We start from the raw sequence: 19,856 nt of genomic DNA, 5'->3' as shown, positions 1-19,856 counted from the left end.
CCCCGGATGACTCCGGGGCTTTCGCATGTCCTGGGTGCCTATGCAGACCCGCCTGCCCCGGACGCGCCACGCTCTCACCTGGAGAACCCATGACCTACCCGACCGTGAGACTCAAACCCAAGGCCGAAGCCCGCGCGATCCGCCACGGCTTCCCTTGGGTCTATGCCGACGAACTGGTCACCGACCGCCGGACCAAGGGGCTGGATGCCGGCGCCCTCGCCGTGCTGGAGGATGGGGAACGGCGGGTTCTGGGTCTCGTCACGGTCAATTCCAATTCGCGCATCGTCTGCCGGATGATCGACCGCGATCCTGCGGCGGTGATCGACGAGGCATGGTTCGCGACCCGGCTGCAGCGGGCGCTGGCGCTCCGCGAGACGCTGTTCGACGCGCCCTACTACCGCCTCGTCCATGCCGAGGCGGATGGCCTGCCGGGCGTGGTCATCGACCGTTTCGGCGATGCCGCCGTGATCCAGCCGAATGCCGCGTGGTCGGAGACGCTGATCGGGCCGCTCTCTGCCGCGCTGGCAAAGGTCACCGGCGTCACCACCATCATCCGCAACGGCATGGGCCGGGCGCGGGCGCTGGAGGGCTTGCCAGAGGAGTTGACGGTGCTGCAGGGCGCGATCGACGCGCCCGTTCCGGTGCCCATGAACGGCGCGATCTATATGGCCGACCTGCTCGGCGGGCAGAAGACCGGGCTGTTCTTCGACCAGCGGCCCAACCATGCCTTCGCCCAGCGTCTGGCGAAGGGGGCGCGGGTGCTGGATGTCTTTTCCCATGTCGGAGGCTTTTCGCTGGCAGCGCTTGCGGGCGGAGCGGAGCGCGCGCTGGCGGTGGACAGTTCCGCCCCGGCTCTGAAGCTCGCGCAGGACGGGGCAGTGGCCATGGGGGCGGCCTCACGCTTCGCCACGCGCCAGGGCGATGCCTTCGCCACGCTTGAGGCGCTGGCAGCGGAGGGGGCGCAATTCGACCTCGTCGTCTGTGATCCGCCTGCTTTCGCCCCGTCCAAGCAAGCGCTGGAGGCGGGGCTGCGGGCCTATGAGCGCGTTGCCCGTCTCGCCGCACCGCTGGTCGCGCCTGGCGGCTATCTGGGGCTGTGCTCCTGCTCGCATGCCGCTGACCTCGCCGCCTTCAGGGGCGCCAATGTGCGGGGCATCGGCCGGGCCGGACGGCGGGCGCAGCTGCTGCATACGGGCTTTGCCGGGCCGGACCATCCGCTGCTGCCGCAACTGGCGGAGTCGGGCTATCTGAAGGCGCTGTTCTTCCGGCTCGACTGATCTGAGACGGAACAACCGGAGCCGGCGATGCGGGTGCTGATCGACGCAAATGTCCTCTATCCCACGGTACTGCGGGAAATCGTGACCGGTGTGGCGGCCGCAGGGGTGTTCACCCCCCTCTGGTCCGCGCGGATACTTGAGGAGTGGGCGTTGGCCGCCCGCCGCCTCGGCCCCGGGCAGGAGGTGGTGGCACGGGGGGAAATCGCGCTTCTGAACGCCCGCTGGCCGGAGGCGGAAGTCACGGCAGCCGAAACCGCGGGGCTTTACCTGCCCGATCCCGATGACATCCACGTTCTTGCCGCCGCCAAGGCGGGCGGTGCCGAGGTGATCCTTACGCAGAACATGAAGGATTTTCCCCGCCGCGAACTGGAAATTCACCTGCTGCGCGCCGAAGCGCCAGATGACTACCTGATGGATCTGTGGCTCCGGCACCCTGCGGAGATCGAAGCGGTCGTCAGGGCGGTGCAGGCGCGGACGGAGGAGATTTCCGGGCGGGAGCAGCCGCTGCGCGCCCTTCTTCGGCGGGTGCGGCTGCCCCGGCTCGGCAAGGCGCTTACCTGAGAGCACGCCCTTGGCGGCCTTTGGGTCGGAGAGATCCGGCGTCTCGGGTGTTTTTCAGCCACCGCTTCAACAAGCTGCTGAAAAAGTCGTCTCAGCTTCCAGGAATTGGAAGATCGGCTCCCGGATAATCAGAACCGTGTCAATTTCGGGGATATTGCGCCGGATCGGCAATGATTTCCGCCTCAACGCTGACCTGCAAGCCTTTCTCGCCAGCCCGTTAGGTCAGGCAAGCCTTCTGCACGACCTGTCAGTCATGCCCCTTTCAGCCCTGCGGCACCCAGCGTTTTTCCAGTGCCTCGATGGCGCTGACGCGGTCCGGGCTGGCCGGGTGGCTGGACAGCCAGGCAACCGGCGCGCGCCCCCCCGCCAGCTTGTCGAGCTTGGTAAACAACGCCTTCTGCGGCGCTGTGCCGATGCCCGAACGGGTCAGCAGGGCGGCGGCCCAGGCATCCGCCTCATACTCATCCTGCCGCGACAGCCGCGCGGCGACCAGCGAGGCCAGCCCGTTCGCCAGCACCATCCCCAACCCCGGCAGGAACCGCCCCAGAATAGGCGCAAGCGCAAGGCGGATCGCATTCTGTCCGGTGAAGTCGATCATCCGCCGCCGGGCATGGCCAAGCGCAACATGGCCGAGTTCATGGGCAATGACACTTGCCATCTCCTCCCCCGAAACCTCTCCGGCCCGGAACTTGTCATAGAACCCGCGGGTGATGAAGATCCGCCCGTCGGGCGCGGCCAACCCGTTGACCACCGGCACATCGTAAAGATGTACGGGGATCGACTTCAGGTCCAGCGCCCGCGCCATCTGATCGGTGAAACGACCGAGATCGGGATCGCGGAGCGGGCTGGACCGCGCGTCCAGCTCCCGCCGCGACCGCCAGACCGACAGGCGGTAGGTCACGAAGCCATAGGCCAGCATCAGCAGGAGGGGCAGAAGTTTGATCATCAGACCAATATGGGCAAGGACCTCATGCCCTGCAACGCGTCAGAACGGCACGTCGTCGGCTTGATCGGCACGAACGAGATAGGCCGACATGACATTCTTCTCCCCCGCCTTGTCGAACTGCACATGGGCCTTGTCGCCCTCCACAGCAGTCACGGCGCCATAGCCGAACTTCTGATGGAACACCCTGTCGCCCACGGCGAAAGGCGATACGGCATCCAGATCGATGACCGGCCCGCGTGATTCCCGGGGCTGGGCCGTGGGACGTCGCGCCGCACGTTCCTGCATCCGCCGCCAGCCAGGAGAGTTGTAGACATCGGCAGAGGCCGCCTTGGCCTCCATCGCCGCAAAGCCCGCCGCCCCATAGCCGCCGCCGTAAAGGCCCGGGGGTGTCAGCACCTCCACATCCTCCTCCGGCAGATCGTCGATGAAGCGGGAGGGCATCTGGGATTGCCATTGGCCATAGACGCGCCGGTTAGAGGCGAAGGAGATCGTGCACAACTCCCGCGCGCGGGTGATGCCGACATAAGCCAGCCGCCGCTCCTCCTCCAAACCCTTCAGGCCGCTCTCATCCATCGCGCGCTGCGAGGGGAACAGGCCATCCTCCCACCCCGGCAGAAAGACCACCGGAAACTCCAGCCCCTTCGCGGCATGGAGCGTCATGATGGAGACCTTGGGCGTCCCCTCCTCCTGCTCGTTGTCCATGATGAGCGCGACATGCTCAAGGAAGCCCTGAAGCCCGTCGAAGCTCTCCAGCGCCTTCACGAGTTCCTTGAGGTTCTCCAACCGTCCGGGAGCTTCGGGCGTCTTTTCGTTCTGCCACATCGCGGTATAGCCGGATTCGTCCAGAATGGTTTCCGCCAGCTCCACATGCGAGCGCGACCGGCCCGCGCCCGCGCGCAGCGGCTCCACCACCGCGTCTTCGGGCAGATCCGCCGGGGCCAGCGCCTCCGCATGCCAGCGCCCGATCGCGGCGACGAGCGTGCGAAGCTCCGTCCCGCCCTTACCGCGTATCTCCCCAGCCTCGACCAGATATTTCGCCGCGCGGACCAGTGTCAGCCCCCGCGCCCGCGCCGTGGACTGGATCAGCGCCTGCGCCTTCTCCCCCAGACCTCGCTTTGGCGTGTTCACGATCCGCTCGAAGGCCAGATCGTCGTCCGGGCTGACGGCGAGGCGGAAATAGGCCATCGCATCGCGAATCTCCAACCGCTCATAGAAGCGCGGACCGCCGATCACCCGGTAGTTCAGGCCGATGGTCAGGAACCGGTCCTCGAACGCGCGCATCTGGTGCGAGGCGCGGACGAGGATCGCCATATCGTCCAGCGTTTTAGGCCCCACCGCGCGATGCGTGCTAAGGAGGGCTTCGATCTCCTCCCCGATCCAGCGGGCCTCCTCCTCGCCATCCCAATGGCCGATGACGCGGACCTTCTCGCCATCCGGCGCATCCGTCCACAAGGTCTTGCCGAGCCGGCTCTCGTTCGCCTCGATCAGCCCGGAGGCAGCGGCGAGGATATGCGGCGTGGAGCGGTAGTTCTGCTCCAGCCGGATCACCCGCGCGCCGGGAAAATCCTTCTCGAACCGCAGGATGTTGCCGACTTCGGCGCCGCGCCAGCCATAGATCGACTGATCGTCGTCACCCACGCAGCAGATGTTGCGATGCGCCTGGGCAAGCAGCCGTAGCCACAGATACTGCGCGACGTTGGTATCCTGATACTCGTCGACCAGAATGTATCGGAAGCGGCGCTGATACCCTTCCAGAACGTCGGGATAGCTCTGAAAGATCGTCACGACATGCATGAGCAGGTCGCCGAAATCGACGGCGTTCAGAACCTTCAGGCGGTCCTGATAGGCGGCATAGAGTTCCACCCCCCGGCGGTTGAAGGCCCCCGCATCCGCCGCCGGAACCCGGTCCGGTGTCAGGGCGCGATTCTTCCAGCCTTCCACCACTCCGGCGAGCTGCCGCGCCGGCCAGCGTTTCTCGTCAATTCCCGCGGCCACGATGAGCTGCTTGAGCAGACGCACCTGATCGTCCGTGTCGAGAATGGTGAAGTTCGACTTCAGCCCTACCAGTTCCGCATGGCGCCTGAGGAGCCGCACGGAGATCGCATGGAAGGTGCCGAGCCAGGGCATCCCCTCCCCCACGCCGCCCAGCAGCCGGCCCACCCGCTCCCGCATTTCCCGCGCAGCCTTGTTGGTGAAGGTGACGGCGAGGATTTCATCGGGCCGGGCGCGACCAGTGTTCAGGATGTGCACGATACGCGCGGTGAGCGCCTTGGTTTTGCCGGTGCCTGCCCCTGCGAGCATCAGCACGGGCCCGTCCAGTGTCTCCACCGCCTCCCGCTGGGCGGGATTGAGATCGTTGAGATAAGGGGCGGGGCGCATGGCCATCGCGCGGCGGGAGAGCGGCACCTTTGCCCCCCGACCTTCGGCGGCGCTCTCGAACGCCTCGGCTTCGTCATCCCATTCGCTCATCGGTCCGATATAGCGCAAGCGTCTCCGCGCGCCAAGAGATACGTTCCCTTTATGTTCATGCCGCGCGGTGTTCCGTAACTGCACGGCAGAAATCTCTCCATTCCCTGCGTTTTTCCTCTTGCGCCTCCCCGCCGCCTCCCCTAGATACCGCCCCACGCCAAGCGTGGCCCGTTCGTCTATCGGTTAGGACGTCAGGTTTTCAACCTGAAAAGAGGGGTTCGACTCCCCTACGGGCTGCCACTTCTTTCTGTAAGTGATTGTTATTCATCGGCTTTTCCGGCCTTTCTGTCCAACTTTTCGGAAAAGTTGGACACGTTCCCAAGCTTCGCGAACCCGCTATCTGCCAATCGTGATCGGTCCGCCTTCTTCGTGTAGGTGTCCGCCTGCTTCGTGTCGGCATGTGCGAGATAAGAGGCGATTTCCCAGTTCGTGGCCCCCGCATCCGCAAGGCGCGTGGCCCCCGCTTTCCGCAGACCGTGGAGCGATCCAGGCACGGCGGCCTCCCCGCAACGGTCCCGAAACCAATTGCCCAGCGTCTCGGGCTTGTAGCCGATCGGCCGTGCGTCTTGAGTGATGAACAGCATCCGGTCGGAGGGAAGCTGCTCCAGTTCCTCCGCCAGTTCCGGCAGAATCGGCAGGTCGGCCGCAACCGAGGTCTTCGCGCGCTTGTAAGCGATCCGGGCGCGGCCTTGCTTATGCGTCGCATGCTGACAACCCACCCGGCAGCGACCTGAGGCAGAAGCCGCGCTGATCGCGATTCCCGTGGCGGTACTCCCTGACCGGCATCCGGCATCCGGCGACCTGCACCCGGCGCCAACCGGACCCACACGGACGCAAATCTGGGAGCAGCGGCGCTGCCGGTAGAGCGGGCGCAGGAGCAAAACGCAAAGGAGGGCGTCGCCGCCCTCCTTCTGATGTTGCGGAACCCGCTTTCGATCAGGCTCGCGCCGCGCCTTCCGCGAGACGGATGGGATAGGGCAGATGCACGAGCATTTCCTTGGGGCAGACCTGGACGAAGTTGCCCAGCTCAAGCTTCCAGTGCTGAAGGAGATCGGCGCCCTTGCGGCTTCCGGTTTCATCCACGTGGCGCTGGACGAGCGCGCGCAGCTCCTCCTCCCAATGGGCGACCTCCACCGGGGCGGTCACGACCGTTTCCGCGTTGATGAACGAAGCGGCCACGCCGTCGGGATCATAGAGATAGGCCATGCCCCCCGTCATCCCGGCGGCGAAGTTCGCGCCGATGGAGCCGAGGATCACCGCAACCCCGCCGGTCATGTATTCGCAGCCGTTGGTGCCGCAGCCCTCGATCACCACCTTCGCGCCGGAGTTGCGGACAGCGAAGCGCTCGCCCGCCCGACCGGCGGCAAAGAGATAGCCGTCCGTCGCGCCGTAAAGCACGGTATTGCCGATGATCGTGTTCTTCGCGGCCTCGAGCGGAGAGCCCATGGCCGGCCTCACCACGACGATACCGCCCGACAGGCCCTTGCCGACGTAGTCGTTCGCATCGCCCGACACCTCGATCTTCAGCCCCGGCGCGGCAAAAGCCCCGAGCGACTGGCCCGCGGAGCCGGTCAGCTTCACCGTAAGGTGGTCGGGCTGCAGGTTGTTCCGCATCCCGAACTTCCGCACGATATGCGACGAGGCCCGCGTGCCGATGGTGCGGTGTGTGTTCCGCACGGCGTAGGAGAGCTGCATCTTCTCCCCCTCCTCGAAGAACCGCGCGCCATCGGCGACGATCTCCGCATCCAGCGTGTCGGGCACGTAGTTGCGCGGCTTCGTCCGGTCGTAGACGAATTTGTGCGTGTCATCGACGGAGATCAGCAGCGGATTGAGGTCGAGATCGTCCAGATAGGCGGAGCCGCGGCTTACCTGCGTCAGCAGGTCGGCCCGACCGATCACCTCGTCCAGAGACCGCGCGCCGAGGGAGGCGAGGATCTCCCGCACCTCCTGCGCATAGAAGGTGATGAGGTTCACCACCTTGTCCGCCGTGCCGGTGAACTTCGCCCGCAGCCGTTCATCCTGTGTGCAGACGCCGACCGGGCAGGTGTTCGACTGACACTGGCGCACCATGATGCAGCCCATGGCGATCAGCGCGGCGGTCCCGATGCCGTATTCCTCGGCGCCCATCATCGCGGCGATGACCACGTCGCGGCCCGTGCGGAGCCCGCCATCGGTGCGCAGCGTCACCCGCTCGCGCAGGTTGTTCATGGCGAGCACCTGATGCGCCTCGGTCAGCCCCATCTCCCACGGCAGCCCCGCGAATTTGATGGAGGTGGCAGGCGAGGCCCCGGTGCCGCCGTTGTGGCCGGAGATCAGGATGATGTCGGCCTTGGCCTTGGCCACGCCCGCCGCGATGGTGCCGACGCCGCTGGCGGAGACGAGCTTCACCGTCACCTTGGCGCGCGGGTTGATCTGCTTCAGGTCGTAGATGAGCTGCGCCAGATCCTCGATGGAATAGATGTCATGGTGCGGCGGCGGCGAGATCAGCGTGACGCCCTTGGTCGAGTGGCGCAGGCGCGCGATGAGTTCCGTCACCTTCATGCCGGGAAGCTGGCCGCCCTCGCCGGGCTTGGCGCCCTGGGCGACCTTGATCTCCAGCTCCTCGCAGTTGTTGAGGTATTCCGCGGTCACGCCGAAGCGGCCGGACGCCACCTGCTTGATCTTGGCGGACGGATTGTCGCCGTTCGAGTCGGGCAGGAAATGCGCCGGATCCTCACCGCCCTCGCCCGAGTCGGATTTCGCGCCGATCCGGTTCATGGCGATGTTGAGGGTCTTGTGCGCCTCCGGGCCGAGGGCGCCCAGCGACATGCCCGGCGTCACGAACCGCTTGCGGATGGAGGTGATGCTCTCCACCTCCTCGATGGCCACCGGCTTGCCCAGCGGCTTGATGTCCAGCAGGTCGCGGATATGGATCGGCGGGTTGGAGCGCATGGCAGCGGAATACTGCTTCCACAGCTCATAGGAGGCCCGGTCGCAGGCCGCCTGCAACATATGCATGGTCTGCGCTTCCCAGGCGTGCTTCTCGCCCGAGCGGCGCGCCTTGTAGAAGCCGCCGATCGGCAGCACGTCGGCTCCGCCGAGGAAGCCCTTGGCGTGGATCTCCTCCACCTTCATCTGGATGCCGTGCAGGCCGATGCCGGAGATGCGGCTGTTCATGCCGGGGAAATATTCCGCCACCATCGCGCGGGACAGGCCCACCGCCTCGAAGTTCAGGCCACCGCGATAGGAGGAAATCACGGAGATTCCCATCTTCGCCATGATCTTGAGCAGGCCGAGGTCGATGGCATGGCGGTAGTTCCGCATCGCCGCCATCAGCGTGGAATCGAGCAATCCGCGCTCGATCCGGTCCGCGATGGAATCCTCCGCCAGATAGGGGTTCACCGTCGTCGCGCCCGCGCCGATCAGCACCGCGAAGTAATGCGGGTCGATGCATTCTGCCGCGCGGACGTTGATGGAACAAAACGTCCGCAGACCCTTGCGGGTCAGCCAGGAGTGGACCGCCGAGGTGGCGAGGATCATCGGCATGCCGATCCTGTCCACCGCCTGATGTTCGTCCGTCAGCACGATATGCGACGCACCGGAGCGCACGGCATCCTCCGCCTCCGAACGGATACGGTCGAGCGCGAGCTTCAGCGCCTCCGGGCCGCCATCGCGCGGGAAGGTGCAGTCGATGATCCCGACGTTCTGGCCGAACTGGCGCAGCAGTTCCGCGAACTCCCCGTTGGCGATGAAGGGGCTTTCCAGCACGATGATCTCGGTCTGGGAGCTGTCCTGATCCAGCACGTTCTTCAGGTTGCCGAAGCGGGTTTTCAGCGACATCACCCGCTCCTCGCGCAGCGAGTCGATCGGCGGGTTCGTTACCTGGCTGAAGTTCTGCCGGAAGAAGTGCGAAAGCGGCCGATAGATCTTCGACAGCACCGCAGGGGGCGTGTCATCGCCCATGGAGGCCAGCGCCTCCTTGCCGTCCTCCGCCATGGGGGCGAGGATCTGCTCCAGCTCCTCCAGCGTGTAACCGGCGGCGATCTGGCGGCGGCGCAGTTCCGCGCCGGAATGGATCACCTGCTCCGGCAGGTCGCGCATGATGTCGTTGAGCGCGATGACCTTCTCCACCCACTCTCCGAAGGGAGCGGAGGCGGCGAGTTTGTCCTTGATCTCCCGGTCGTGATAGAGCCTGCCTTCGCCCATATCGACGGCAATCATCTGGCCGGGGCCAAGCGCCCCCTTCTCCACTACGGTCGCCTCGTCCACCGGCACCATGCCAGCCTCGGACCCCGCGATCAGCAGGCCGTCGCCCGTCACCACGTAACGCATGGGGCGCAGGCCGTTGCGGTCAAGCCCGCCGCAGACCCAGCGACCGTCGGTCATGGCAAGCGCCGCCGGACCGTCCCAAGGCTCCATCACGGCGTTGGAATAGGCATACATGTCTGCCCAGGCCTGCGGCATGTCGGTCGTGGCCTTGGACCAGGCTTCCGGCACCAGCATGGTCTTGACCATCGGCGCATTGCGCCCGCCACGCACCATGAGTTCGAACACCGCGTCCAGCGCCCCCGAATCGGAGGTGCCGGCGGGCACGATCGGCTTGATATCCTCGGCCATCTCGCCAAAGGCGGAAGAGGCCATGCGGATCTCGTGGCTCCGCATCCAGTTCACGTTGCCCTTGAGCGTGTTGATCTCGCCGTTATGGGCAAGCATGCGGAAGGGCTGGGCCAGCCACCATTGGGGGAAGGTGTTGGTGGAATAGCGCTGGTGATAGATGGCGAAGGCGCTCTCGAACCGCTCGTCCTTCAGGTCGGGATAGAATTCCGCGACCTGCTCGGCCAGCATCATGCCCTTGTAGATGATCGAGCGGCAGGACAGCGAACAGAGATAGACGCCGTAGATCTGCGCGGCGACGGCGGCCTTCTCGATCCGGCGACGGATCACATAGAGCTCGCGCTCGAAAGTCTCGGCGTCGATGTCCTTCTCGCAGCGGATCAGGATCTGCTCGATCTCCGGCCGGGTGGCATTCGCCTTTTCCCCCAGAACGGCGGTATTCACCGGCACATGCCGCCAGCCGTAAATGTAGTGCCCCATGCGGAGGACTTCGGTTTCCACGATGGTCCGGCAGCGTTCCTGCGCGCCGAAGTCGGTGCGCGGCAGGAAGACCTGGCCGACAGCCACCAGCTTCGACATGTCCGGCTCATGGCCCGTGCGGCGGATCTGGTCGTAGAAGAAGGGGACGGGGATCTGGACATGGATGCCGGCGCCGTCGCCGGTCTTGCCATCCGCATCCACCGCGCCCCGGTGCCAGATGGCCTTCAGCGCGTCGATGCCCGCCTGCACGACGCGGCGGGTGGGCTTGCCTTCCACCGAGACGACGAGCCCAACACCGCAGGAGGCATGCTCATCCTCCTCGCGGTAAAGCGAGTTCTCCGCCATCCACTTGCGCTTGGCTTCCTCGGCTGCGACCCAGGCGGCATCATACTTGGTCATGGCTCACTCCTTCATGGAGGCTTGGATGAACGCCTCGATCTCGGCGGCGGTCTGTTGCTTGGTGGCGCCCGCGAGCACGTAGCCGTCGGGCTTCCGGTCAATGTAGATCTCGCTGGTCAGCGCGAGCCCATGCGGATTGTCGAGCAGGCCGACGGGGATCTCGTAGCTCGCCGCCTCCGGCGTAGGCACGGTGAGCCGGTACCAGAGGGTCGAACCGCAGACCGTACAGAACGACCGCGTCGCCCAGTCGGAGGAGCGGTAGGCGGTGATCCTGTCGGATCCGACGATGGCGATGTCCTGAGGCGCCACCGACAGCGCGATGAGCGCCGATCCTGTCCAGCGGCGGCAGTTCTCGCAATGGCAGGCCCCGAGCGTGGCTGGAGCGTTGCGGATGGAGATCTGCACGCCGCCGCAGAGACAGCGCCCGGTGCGCACGCCGCCGATGGCGGCGGCTCCGGCAGCGGCGGTCATTCGGCGGCCACCCGTGCCGACTGGCTGAGGTAGTCGGCGATGGAATCCGCCGCCTCCCGCCCGTCACGGATCGCCCAGACGACGAGGCTCGCCCCGCGCACGATATCCCCCGCGGCATAGACACCGGGCAGGTTGGTGGCATGGGTGCGGAAATCGGCCTTGACCGTTCCCCAGCGCGTGACTTCCAGATCCGGCACGTTCCAGAGCGTCGGGATCTCCTCCGGCTCGAAGCCGAGCGCGGTGATGACGATATCGACATCCTCGACGTAATCGGCGCCCTCGATGAGTTCCGGCATCTGCCGCCCCGTCGCATCCGGCGGGCCAAGGCGCATGCGCTGCACCATGACGCCGGTGACGGCACCCTCACCCACGAAACCCTTCGGAGCGGAGAGCCAGACGAATTCGACGCCCTCCTCCTCCGCATTCTGCGTCTCCCGCTGGGAGCCGGGCATATTCGCGCGGTCGCGGCGATACAGGCATTTGACGCTGACAGCCCCTTGGCGGATCGCGGTGCGCACGCAGTCCATCGCGGTGTCGCCGCCGCCGATCACCACAACGCGCTTGCCATCGGCGTTCAGCTCGCCCGACTCGATCTCCGGCACGCTGTCACCGAAGGACTGACGATTGGACGCGGTCAGATAGTCCAGCGCCTGCACGATTCCCTTGAGGCCCACGCCGGGCGCCTTGATGTCGCGCGCCTTGTAAACACCGGTGGCGATCAGCAGCGCGTCATGCTTGCCGCGCAGCGCCGCGAAATCCATCGCATCGCCGATACGGCAGTTCATCACGAACTCAACCCCGCCATCCACAAGCTGCTCGTAGCGCCGCATGACGACCGGTTTCTCCAGTTTGAAGCCGGGGATGCCATAGGTCATCAGCCCGCCCGCACGGTCGTATTTATCATAGATCGTGACCTTGAAGCCCATGCGCCGCAGGCGATCCGCCGCAGCAAGCCCCGCAGGCCCGGCGCCGACGATGCCCACGCTCTCCTCCCGCTCGACGGCGGGACGGATCGGCTTCACCCAGCCCTGTTCCCAGGCGGTGTCGGTGATGTATTTCTCCACGGAGCCGATGGTGACGGTGCCGTGGCCCGACTGTTCGATGACGCAGTTCCCTTCGCACAGACGATCCTGCGGGCAGATGCGGCCGCAGATCTCCGGGAAGGTATTGGTCGCCTGGCTGAGGTCATAGGCCTCCTGCAGACGCCCCTCTGCGGTCATTCGGAGCCAGTCGGGAATATTGTTGGAGAGCGGGCAATGCGCCTGGCAATAGGGGACGCCGCATTGCGAGCAGCGGCCTGATTGCTCCGCCGCCTTCGGGTCCGAGAACTCCCCGTAAATCTCATGGAAGTCCTTGGCCCGGAGTTCGGGCGGACGTTTCGACGGCATTTCCTTGCCGACGGTCACGAACTGGAGCATCTGCTGCTTCGCCATAGCTGGGCCCTCACGAAATCCTGGCTCGGGCCTTATATGACCGCTCGCAATCATATAAAAGTCAGTATGGCTGACCTATTTTCGTTTTTCTTCCCCGCAGACCAAACTATTTTGATCTTCGGTCCCAAAAATAGGTCAGTAAAGCATACCTATCAGTTATCCCCAGATCAGAAGCGCGATCAAGGCCACTGCACCGACGATGATTCGCCACCATCCAAACAAAGAATAACCGCGCCTGCTCACATAGCCGAGCAACCATCGCACCACGATCAATGCCGACACGAAAGCCGCCACAAAACCGATGGCAATTTCGCTCCATGCCGCAGAATCGAGCACATCGCGGTTCTTGAAGAGATCGTAAGCCACCGCGCCGATCATCGTCGGCATCGACAGGAAGAAGGAGAACTCCGCCGCAGCGCGCTTGGAGGTGCCGAGCAGCATGGCCCCGACGATCGTCGCGCCAGAGCGCGAGACCCCCGGGATCATCGCGAGACATTGGAAGAACCCGATCGCCAGCGAGGTATACACCGGCAGATGCTCTGCATCGTCGTACCGCACCGGAACCTTCATCCGGTCGACCCAGAGGAGCACGAAACCGCCAAGGATCAGCATGATCGCGATCAGCATCGGTGTCTCGAACAGCACATCCTTGATGAAGCCATGCGCCAGAACACCGATGACGGCAGCTGGCAGAAAGGCGACGAGCACCGAAAGGATGGTGCGCCGGGCGCCGGCGTCATGCGGGGCCGCACTGAACAGCTGCCACAGCCGCCCGGCATAGACCGACAAGAGCGCCAGAATCGCGCCGAGCTGGATCACCACCTCGAAACTGCGCCCTGTGGAGTGAAAATTCAGGAAATGGCCGGCAAGCAGGAGATGGCCGGTCGAGGATACGGGGATAAACTCGGTCAGCCCCTCGAGAACGCCCAGAATCAGGGCGGCGATCGTATTATGCTCCACGGTCCCTCCGGGCCTTCACGGCCCTTGTTGTGGCCCTCCCGCGGTCAGGACGTCTTACGCAGGTTACGGGCGCTGCTCTTGATAGCGTCGTATTGGCCGGACGGACGGTAGCGCCACAGATAGTCGGGAAGCACCGCCTCGAAATGCACCGGGGTAATGCCGAGATCGTCAAAGGTCATCGTCTCGCCAGACACCACGTTGTCATGGCGGAGACTGCGGACCTGATCCCGCGTCAGCGTATTGTTGGCAAGCAGGCCGCCGGTGACGGTCTGACCGAAGTCGAGCGTCCCGCCAACGATCCCCGCAAGCCAGAACGGCATGTTCAGGATGGCGCGACGGCGATGTATCTCACCGAGCATCTTCTTCATGATATTACGGAGCGTATCCGCTTCCGGCCCGCCGAGTTCGTAGATGCCGGGCTTCGCCGCGCCCGTCACACCCATGGCGGCGGCCTGCGCCACATCATCGACATAGACCGGCTGGAAGCGCGTCTCCGCCCCGACCAGCGGCAGGATCGGACCAAGCCGGGACATGGCAGCGAAGCGGTTGAAGAACATGTCCTCATTGCCGAAGATGATCGACGGACGCAGGATCGTCGCATTCGGAAAGGCCGCGAGCACCCGCGCCTCGCCCTCTGCCTTGGTCCGGGCATAGTCGCTGTCACCCACTCCGGCGCCAAGCGCGGAGATGTGCACAAGACGGGCAACGCCGCCTTCAGTGGCAAGCCGCGCGATACGCTCAGCGCCCTCAACCTGCACGGCGTCGAACGTATTCGCGCCATCGCGGTTCAGGATGCCGACACAGTTGACCACGGCTTCGGCACCGGCCATCGCCGCTTTCACCGAAGCGTTGTCACGGATATTGCAGAGCACCGGCTCCACCTGGCCCACATAGCCGTAGGAGCGCAGAAACAGCGCCTCGTTCGGGCGGCGCACGGCCACCCGGATGCGCCAGCCGTCTGCCGCGAGCCGCCGCGCGATGTAGCGCCCGACAAACCCGGAACCGCCATAGATCGTGACCAGCTTCTGCATGACTGCCTCCGACATCGTCTCGTCCCTGATTACTATCGTGCGCCACCCCGGACAAGCCGCAAACGCGCCGCTGATGCTGCACCGCCGCGCAATCTGAACGGGAGACGAAAATTTCGCACAAGGGCCGTTGACACTCCCCTGCGCCCCCGATACATCGCCCTCCACGACACCGGCCCAGGTGGCGGAATTGGTAGACGCGCACGGTTCAGGTCCGTGTGCCGCAAGGCGTGGAGGTTCGAGTCCTCTCCTGGGCACCACCCCCTCCCCGCGAGGAAAGGTGAGAACGTGGCGATCCATCTTCATCAAGGTGACCTGCCGGACGGAGTTGATCTCGGTCCGGTCGTTGCCATCGATACGGAGACGATGGGCCTCGATCCCCGGCGGGATCGGTTGTGCCTCGTTCAGCTGTCTGCGGGGAATGGCGAGGCGCATCTGGTGCAGATCGGCAAGGGGCAGACCAGTGCTCCGAACCTGCAGCGCATGCTGGCCGATCCGGACGTGCTGAAGCTCTTCCATTTCGGACGGTTCGACATTGCGGCGCTCTACAATGCGTTCGGCACGCTGACGGCGCCGGTGTATTGCACCAAGATCGCCTCCAAGCTCATCCGCACCTTCACCGACCGGCACGGGCTGAAGTATCTGGTGAGCGAGCTGGCGGGCGTCGACATTTCCAAGCAACAGCAAACCTCCGACTGGGGCGCGGAAACGCTGACCCAAGCGCAGCTCGAATATGCGGCGTCGGACGTGCTCTACCTGCACCGCCTGCGGGAAGAGCTGGACCGTCGGCTCGCGCGGGAGGATCGGACGGAGCTGGCACAGGCCTGCTTTGACTTCCTGCCGACCAGGGCCATCCTCGACCTGAAGGGATGGGCGGAGCCCGACCTGTTCTCGCATTGACCTTGCAGGAGGACAGATGACGGAGGCCGAGACCTTCATAAAGACAGGCCGCCGCGTGATCCTGCGCGAAGCGGAGGCGCTGGTTCTGCTGGCCGATACGCTCGGCAGCAGCTTTGCGCAGGCGGTGGAGACGATCCTTGCCACCCGCGGACGGGTGATCGTCTCCGGCATGGGGAAATCCGGCCATGTTGCGCGAAAGATCGCCGCGACTCTGGCCTCCACCGGCACGCCGGCGCATTTCGTGCACCCGGCAGAGGCCAGCCACGGCGACCTCGGCATGGTCACGCGGGAGGATGTGGCGCTCGTGCTGTCCAACTCCGGCGAGACGCCGGAGCTCGCCGATATCCTTGCCCATACCCGCCGCTTCGACATTCCGCTGATCGGGGTGGCAAGCCGGGCGGAGTCCACGCTGCTGCGGCAATCCGACGTGGCGATCGTGCTTCCTCCCGCGGCGGAGGCGGGCGGCGAAGGACTGGTGCCCACCACTTCCACCACGATGACGCTGGCGCTGGGAGATGCCCTTGCCATCGCACTGATGGAACACCGGCATTTCACGGCGGAGAATTTCCGCGTCTTTCATCCCGGCGGCAAACTCGGCGCGCGACTGCTCAAGGTGCGCGACCTCATGCACACCGATCTCCCGCTCGTCCCGCGGGACGCACCCATGTCGGATGCGCTTCTGACGATGAGCCGGCTCGGCTTCGGCGTCACCGGCGTGACGGAGGCGGACGGCACCCTTGCCGGGATCATCACCGACGGAGACCTGCGCCGCCACATGGCCGGACTTCTGGACAGGCGGGCGGAGCAGGTGATGACCCCCGCCCCCCGCACCATCGGCCCCGATGCGCTGGCGGAGCGTGCACTGGCCGTGATGCAGGACCGACGCATCACCGTGCTCTTCGTCGTGGAGCCGGAGGGCAGCCGCAACCCCGTAGGCCTCATCCACATTCAGGACTGCCTCAGGGCGGGCGTGGTGTGAGACCATGACAGAGGCTGCCGCCGCCCGCGCGACCCGCAGGATCACCTACTCCCGCTTCGTCGCCTGGGCGAAGGTCATCCTGCCTCTCGTGGCGCTCGGCATCCTGTCGACCATCTTTCTGATCTCTCACCGGATCGACCCGAATTCCGGGATTCCCTTTGCTGAGGCCAATCTGGATATCGAGGCACTGATCCGGGATCAGCGGATCACCAATCCGACCTATGCCGGGGTGACCTCCGATGGCACCATGGTCACCATCGCCGCCGACACCGCCCGACCCGACCGGGAGGATCCCGGCCATGCGACAGCGGAGGAAGTGCGCGTGCGGCTGGAGGAACCAAGCGGCGCGGAGACTGTCGTGACCGCACCGGCGGGGGTTGTCGACACCGGTGCCAAGACGCTCCGGCTGAGCGGCGGCGTGGATGTCAATCGGTCCGACGGATACGAGATGCACGCCGCCACGGTCACGGCGCTTCTTGACGCGGGGCAGCTCGACGCCGCCGGTCCCGTGGACGGTCGTGGGCCGCTGGGCACGCTGCAGGCCGGGGCGATGCAGGTCTTCCGGCAGAAAACCGGGGGGGACGGCGGGGGCGAAAACTACCGGCTGGTTTTCACCGAAGGCGTGCGGATAGTGTATCAGCCAAAGGCTCCCGAGGAGAGGAAGACCCCATGACCCTTGCCCTGCGCGCGGCTCTCGGCGCGTTACTGCTCCTCCCGCTGGCGCCGTTCCTGAACCAGCCCGTCCTCGCACAGGGCGTAGGGCTGCAGTTCAACGAGATGAAGCAGGATCCGGACCAGCCGGTGGAGATCACCTCCAATCAGCTCGAGGTGGATCAGGCCAAGGGCACCGCCGTGTTTACCGGCGATGTGGTGGTGATACAGGGCGCGACCCGGATGAGCGCCGACCGGGTGGAGGCGACATATTCTGCGGGAACAGACGGGTCGGAGAGCGGTATTTCCACCATCCACGCAACCGGCAACGTGCTCATCGCCTCCGGCGACCTCGGCGTGAAGGGGGCGGAGGCGGTCTATACGATGGCACAGAATCAGATCGTCATGACCGGCAGTGTCGTCGTCACCCAGGGCGGCAGCACGATCACCGGTCAGCGCCTCGTCGTCAATGTGGAGAGCGGCACGGGCCGGATGGAGGGGCGCGTCCGGACCGTCATCCAGTCCGGCACCCCGCAGGGTTCCTCGTCCGGTCGGGGCAACCGCTGATGCGGATGCCCCGCCCCACCCCGCCGCAACCGGCTGCGCCCACCGGGCTTGTCGTGCGTGGCCTGCGCAAGAGTTACGGCAAGCGCACGATCATCCGCGATGTGTCCCTTCATCTCGCCCGCGGCGAGGTGGTCGGGCTGCTGGGCCCGAACGGCTCCGGCAAGACGACCTGTTTCTATGCCATCGCAGGTCTGGTCATGGCCGACGGGGGGGAGGTCATCATCGACGGGCAGGATGCCTCCGGCCTGCCGATGTATCGCCGCGCGCGGCTCGGCGTCGGGTATCTGCCGCAGGAGATGTCGATCTTTCGCGGCCTGTCGGTGGAGGACAATATCCTCGCCATTCTGGAGATCTCCGAGAAGCACCGTCACCGTCGCCGTGAGCGGCTGGAGGAACTGCTTTCGGAATTTTCCATCACTCACTTGCGCAATTCTCCCGCGCTGGCCCTGTCGGGGGGGGAACGGCGTCGGGTGGAGATCGCGCGGAGCCTCGCCGCCAATCCCCGCTACCTGCTGCTCGACGAACCCTTCGCAGGGGTCGATCCCATCTCCATCTCCGATATCCGCGATCTGGTGAAGGATCTGAGCGCGCGGGGCATCGGCGTCCTCATCACCGACCATAACGTGCGCGAGACACTGGAAATCGTCGATCGGGCCTATATCCTCCATGATGGTACCGTGCTGATGAGCGGCACGGCGGCAGAGGTGGTCAGCAACCCCGACGTGCGACGCGTCTATCTCGGGGAGGCCTTCACCTACAGTTGAGGGGGCAGACTTGGCCGTGACACCCAGGCTCGGCCTGAAACATCAGCAGCGGCTCGCGCTGACGCCGGCACTGCGTCAGTCGATCGGGCTGCTCGCGATGCCTACTCCGGGGCTGATGGAGACGCTGGCCGCGGAAGCGGCGGAGAACCCTTTCCTGAGGTTTCGCGCCCGCCGACGGGAAAGCGGCGGCGCGCTCTATGACCGGGCGCTCGGCACGGTGGCGGCAGTGCGCCCGCTGACGGAGGATTTGACGGCGCAGATCCGCATGAAGTCGCTGCCCGCGGCGCTCTCCCGTGCGGCCCTGACGCTGGCCGCCCATGTCGGACCGGATGGCTATCTTGAGGGGGAGGCCAGCGCTCTGCTGGCAGCGGCCGGACAATCCGCGGACCTCGCCGAAGCCGCCGTGACCGCGCTGAAAACCTGTGAGCCGACCGGCGTCGGCTCCCGCAGTTTCACGGAATTTCTCGCGGCGCGGCTCGAGGAAGACGGGATCGACCAGCCGACCGCGCATCGGATAGCCGCGCTTGTCGCGCGACCGGCGGGAAGTCTTCGTCAGCGACGCGCCCTCCCCGCACTGCCCGATCTGTCCCCCGCCCTCTTGAAGCGGGTCCGCGCGCTTTTGCGGGGCCTGCCCAACGCTCCGGTCGCGGACGCGATCCTGTCGGCTTCCGGGCTGTCACTGCCGGACCTGCGCGTCCTGCGCCGCGACGATGGAGGCATCTTTGTGGAGCGGGCGCGCCCATTCGCCCTGTCACTGGATGCTCGGCTTCTTCAGGCGCTTCGCGGGGGCGAAAGCGTCGAGGCGCGGATTGCGCAGGCGCGGGCGCTGGTCGCCGCGGTCGAATGGCGGCAGGCGACGCTGCTTCGAATCGGCCAGGCGATCCTTGCGAGGCAGGCCGACTTCTTTCTTTCGGGCCCCGATGCGCTCAAGCCGCTGACGCGGAGCGCGCTGGCGGAGGAACTCGCGCTGCACCCCTCTACCCTCGGACGGGCGATCACCGCGAAGACGCTGATCTTCGAAGGCCGGTTGCTGCCGCTTTCCATGTTCTTCTCGAGCGCGCTCTCCACCACCGAGGGCGCTGAAAACCCATCGGTGTCGAGCGCCGCCGTCCGGCAGCATCTCCTGCGTCTGATCGCCGCAGAACCGCCCCAAAACCCCCTTTCCGACGCCGTGCTGTGCGACCTTCTCCGCGGCCGCGGCGTTGACATTTCCCGGCGAACCGTCGCCAAATACCGCGAAAGCATGCGGATTCCATCTTCGGCGCAGCGCCGCCGTTCGGTGCGCCTGACGCGGATGGAGGGTGGCGGGGACCGGGGTAACGACCACGGGGAAATGAACCGGCGCGGCGCGCGCGGGTTTCCCTCTGGAGCCTGAAAG

At 65.7% G+C, this 19,856-nt stretch carries 16 protein-coding genes and 2 tRNA genes; 10 read left to right on the top strand and 8 right to left on the bottom strand.

Translation table 11 applies throughout. The features are described 5' to 3' along the window. Positions 1–89: 89 nt before the first annotated feature. Together CN97_RS04385 and CN97_RS04380 are read left to right on the top strand one after the other, a co-directional pair. Positions 90–1,277: an RSP_2647 family RNA methyltransferase gene (locus tag CN97_RS04385; protein ID WP_035707696.1), complete on the top strand. Its 1,188-nt coding sequence runs from the start codon at positions 90–92 to the stop codon at positions 1,275–1,277. Between the two features lie 27 nt (positions 1,278–1,304). Beyond that, positions 1,305–1,838, top strand: coding sequence for an RSP_2648 family PIN domain-containing protein (locus CN97_RS04380; protein WP_035707694.1), 534 nt, complete (start codon positions 1,305–1,307; stop codon positions 1,836–1,838). A gap of 262 nt (positions 1,839–2,100) precedes the next feature. Here the strand turns inward: CN97_RS04380 and CN97_RS04375 are convergent, their stop codons facing one another. Continuing rightward, positions 2,101–2,784, bottom strand: a complete 684-nt coding sequence (locus CN97_RS04375; protein WP_035707689.1) for a M48 family metallopeptidase — start codon at positions 2,782–2,784, stop codon at positions 2,101–2,103. Positions 2,785–2,823: 39 nt separating this feature from the next. Next, positions 2,824–5,253: an ATP-dependent helicase gene (locus CN97_RS04370; RefSeq protein ID WP_035708340.1), complete on the bottom strand. Its 2,430-nt coding sequence runs from the start codon at positions 5,251–5,253 to the stop codon at positions 2,824–2,826. 165 nt (positions 5,254–5,418) lie between these two features. Between CN97_RS04370 and CN97_RS04365 the strand changes: the two genes are divergently transcribed. Continuing rightward, a tRNA-Glu gene (locus CN97_RS04365) sits at positions 5,419–5,493 on the top strand. Positions 5,494–5,513: 20 nt separating this feature from the next. On the opposite strand, the gene CN97_RS21180 is transcribed toward CN97_RS04365, so the two are convergent. The 6 genes from CN97_RS21180 to CN97_RS04335 form a co-directional block, all read right to left on the bottom strand. Next, on the bottom strand, positions 5,514–5,972 hold the full coding sequence (locus CN97_RS21180; protein WP_051910951.1) for a tyrosine-type recombinase/integrase: 459 nt from the start codon (positions 5,970–5,972) through the stop codon (positions 5,514–5,516). Between the two features lie 217 nt (positions 5,973–6,189). After that, positions 6,190–10,725 carry a glutamate synthase large subunit gene (gene gltB / locus CN97_RS04355; protein WP_035707686.1) on the bottom strand — a complete coding sequence of 1,512 codons (4,536 nt, stop codon included), beginning with the start codon at positions 10,723–10,725 and terminating at the stop codon, positions 6,190–6,192. 3 nt (positions 10,726–10,728) lie between these two features. Beyond that, entirely contained in the window at positions 10,729–11,196 is a 468-nt protein-coding gene (locus CN97_RS04350; RefSeq protein WP_051910950.1) for a GFA family protein, read from the bottom strand. After that, positions 11,193–12,629 (bottom strand): NAD(P)-dependent oxidoreductase, encoded by a 1,437-nt coding sequence (locus CN97_RS04345; RefSeq protein ID WP_035707679.1) that lies wholly within the window; start codon positions 12,627–12,629, stop codon positions 11,193–11,195. Before CN97_RS04345 ends, CN97_RS04350 begins: the two co-directional genes overlap by 4 nt. A gap of 156 nt (positions 12,630–12,785) precedes the next feature. Continuing rightward, positions 12,786–13,589, bottom strand: a complete 804-nt coding sequence (locus CN97_RS04340; protein ID WP_035707677.1) for an undecaprenyl-diphosphate phosphatase — start codon at positions 13,587–13,589, stop codon at positions 12,786–12,788. A 44-nt stretch (positions 13,590–13,633) separates the two neighbouring features. Continuing rightward, positions 13,634–14,620 (bottom strand): complex I NDUFA9 subunit family protein, encoded by a 987-nt coding sequence (locus CN97_RS04335; RefSeq protein ID WP_035707674.1) that lies wholly within the window; start codon positions 14,618–14,620, stop codon positions 13,634–13,636. 172 nt (positions 14,621–14,792) lie between these two features. On the opposite strand from CN97_RS04335, the gene CN97_RS04330 reads away from it, so the two are divergent. From CN97_RS04330 to CN97_RS19720, 7 genes are all read left to right on the top strand, one after another. Continuing rightward, positions 14,793–14,877 (top strand) — tRNA-Leu (locus CN97_RS04330). A gap of 28 nt (positions 14,878–14,905) precedes the next feature. After that, entirely contained in the window at positions 14,906–15,517 is a 612-nt protein-coding gene (locus tag CN97_RS04325) for a ribonuclease D (protein ID WP_035707673.1), read from the top strand. Positions 15,518–15,533: 16 nt separating this feature from the next. Further along, positions 15,534–16,496 (top strand): KpsF/GutQ family sugar-phosphate isomerase, encoded by a 963-nt coding sequence (locus CN97_RS04320; RefSeq protein WP_035707672.1) that lies wholly within the window; start codon positions 15,534–15,536, stop codon positions 16,494–16,496. Positions 16,497–16,500: 4 nt separating this feature from the next. Further along, on the top strand, positions 16,501–17,169 hold the full coding sequence (locus tag CN97_RS04315) for a hypothetical protein (RefSeq protein WP_051910949.1): 669 nt from the start codon (positions 16,501–16,503) through the stop codon (positions 17,167–17,169). After that, positions 17,166–17,714 (top strand): lipopolysaccharide transport periplasmic protein LptA, encoded by a 549-nt coding sequence (lptA, locus tag CN97_RS04310; protein ID WP_035707669.1) that lies wholly within the window; start codon positions 17,166–17,168, stop codon positions 17,712–17,714. The genes CN97_RS04315 and lptA overlap by 4 nt, the downstream gene beginning before the upstream one ends. 5 nt (positions 17,715–17,719) lie before the next feature. Continuing rightward, complete coding sequence (gene lptB / locus CN97_RS04305; RefSeq protein WP_035708329.1) at positions 17,720–18,478, top strand: LPS export ABC transporter ATP-binding protein; 759 nt, start codon at positions 17,720–17,722, stop codon at positions 18,476–18,478. Between the two features lie 16 nt (positions 18,479–18,494). Beyond that, a complete protein-coding gene (locus tag CN97_RS19720; RefSeq protein ID WP_242685232.1) occupies positions 18,495–19,853 on the top strand; it encodes an RNA polymerase factor sigma-54 in 1,359 nt (452 codons plus the stop codon). The last annotated feature ends 3 nt before the right edge of the window (positions 19,854–19,856 follow it).

The sequence above is a fragment of the Haematobacter massiliensis genome (assembly GCF_000740795.1).
Taxonomy (GTDB): Bacteria; Pseudomonadota; Alphaproteobacteria; order Rhodobacterales; family Rhodobacteraceae; genus Haematobacter; species Haematobacter massiliensis.
This window is presented reverse-complemented; position numbering and strand designations above follow the sequence as displayed.

Excerpts from the sequence above, each read along its gene's own strand:
- CN97_RS04385 (WP_035707696.1), top strand. The coding sequence starts at position 90 with ATGACCTACCCGACCGTGAGACTCAAACCCAAGGCCGAAGCCCGCGCG.
- CN97_RS04380 (WP_035707694.1), top strand. The coding sequence starts at position 1,305 with ATGCGGGTGCTGATCGACGCAAATGTCCTCTATCCCACGGTACTGCGG.
- CN97_RS04375 (WP_035707689.1), bottom strand. The coding sequence starts at position 2,784 with ATGATCAAACTTCTGCCCCTCCTGCTGATGCTGGCCTATGGCTTCGTG.
- CN97_RS04370 (WP_035708340.1), bottom strand. The coding sequence starts at position 5,253 with ATGAGCGAATGGGATGACGAAGCCGAGGCGTTCGAGAGCGCCGCCGAA.
- gltB (WP_035707686.1), bottom strand. The coding sequence starts at position 10,725 with ATGACCAAGTATGATGCCGCCTGGGTCGCAGCCGAGGAAGCCAAGCGC.
- CN97_RS04350 (WP_051910950.1), bottom strand. The coding sequence starts at position 11,196 with ATGACCGCCGCTGCCGGAGCCGCCGCCATCGGCGGCGTGCGCACCGGG.
- CN97_RS04345 (WP_035707679.1), bottom strand. The coding sequence starts at position 12,629 with ATGGCGAAGCAGCAGATGCTCCAGTTCGTGACCGTCGGCAAGGAAATG.
- CN97_RS04335 (WP_035707674.1), bottom strand. The coding sequence starts at position 14,620 with ATGCAGAAGCTGGTCACGATCTATGGCGGTTCCGGGTTTGTCGGGCGC.
- CN97_RS04320 (WP_035707672.1), top strand. The coding sequence starts at position 15,534 with ATGACGGAGGCCGAGACCTTCATAAAGACAGGCCGCCGCGTGATCCTG.
- CN97_RS04315 (WP_051910949.1), top strand. The coding sequence starts at position 16,501 with ATGACAGAGGCTGCCGCCGCCCGCGCGACCCGCAGGATCACCTACTCC.
- lptA (WP_035707669.1), top strand. The coding sequence starts at position 17,166 with ATGACCCTTGCCCTGCGCGCGGCTCTCGGCGCGTTACTGCTCCTCCCG.
- lptB (WP_035708329.1), top strand. The coding sequence starts at position 17,720 with ATGCCCCGCCCCACCCCGCCGCAACCGGCTGCGCCCACCGGGCTTGTC.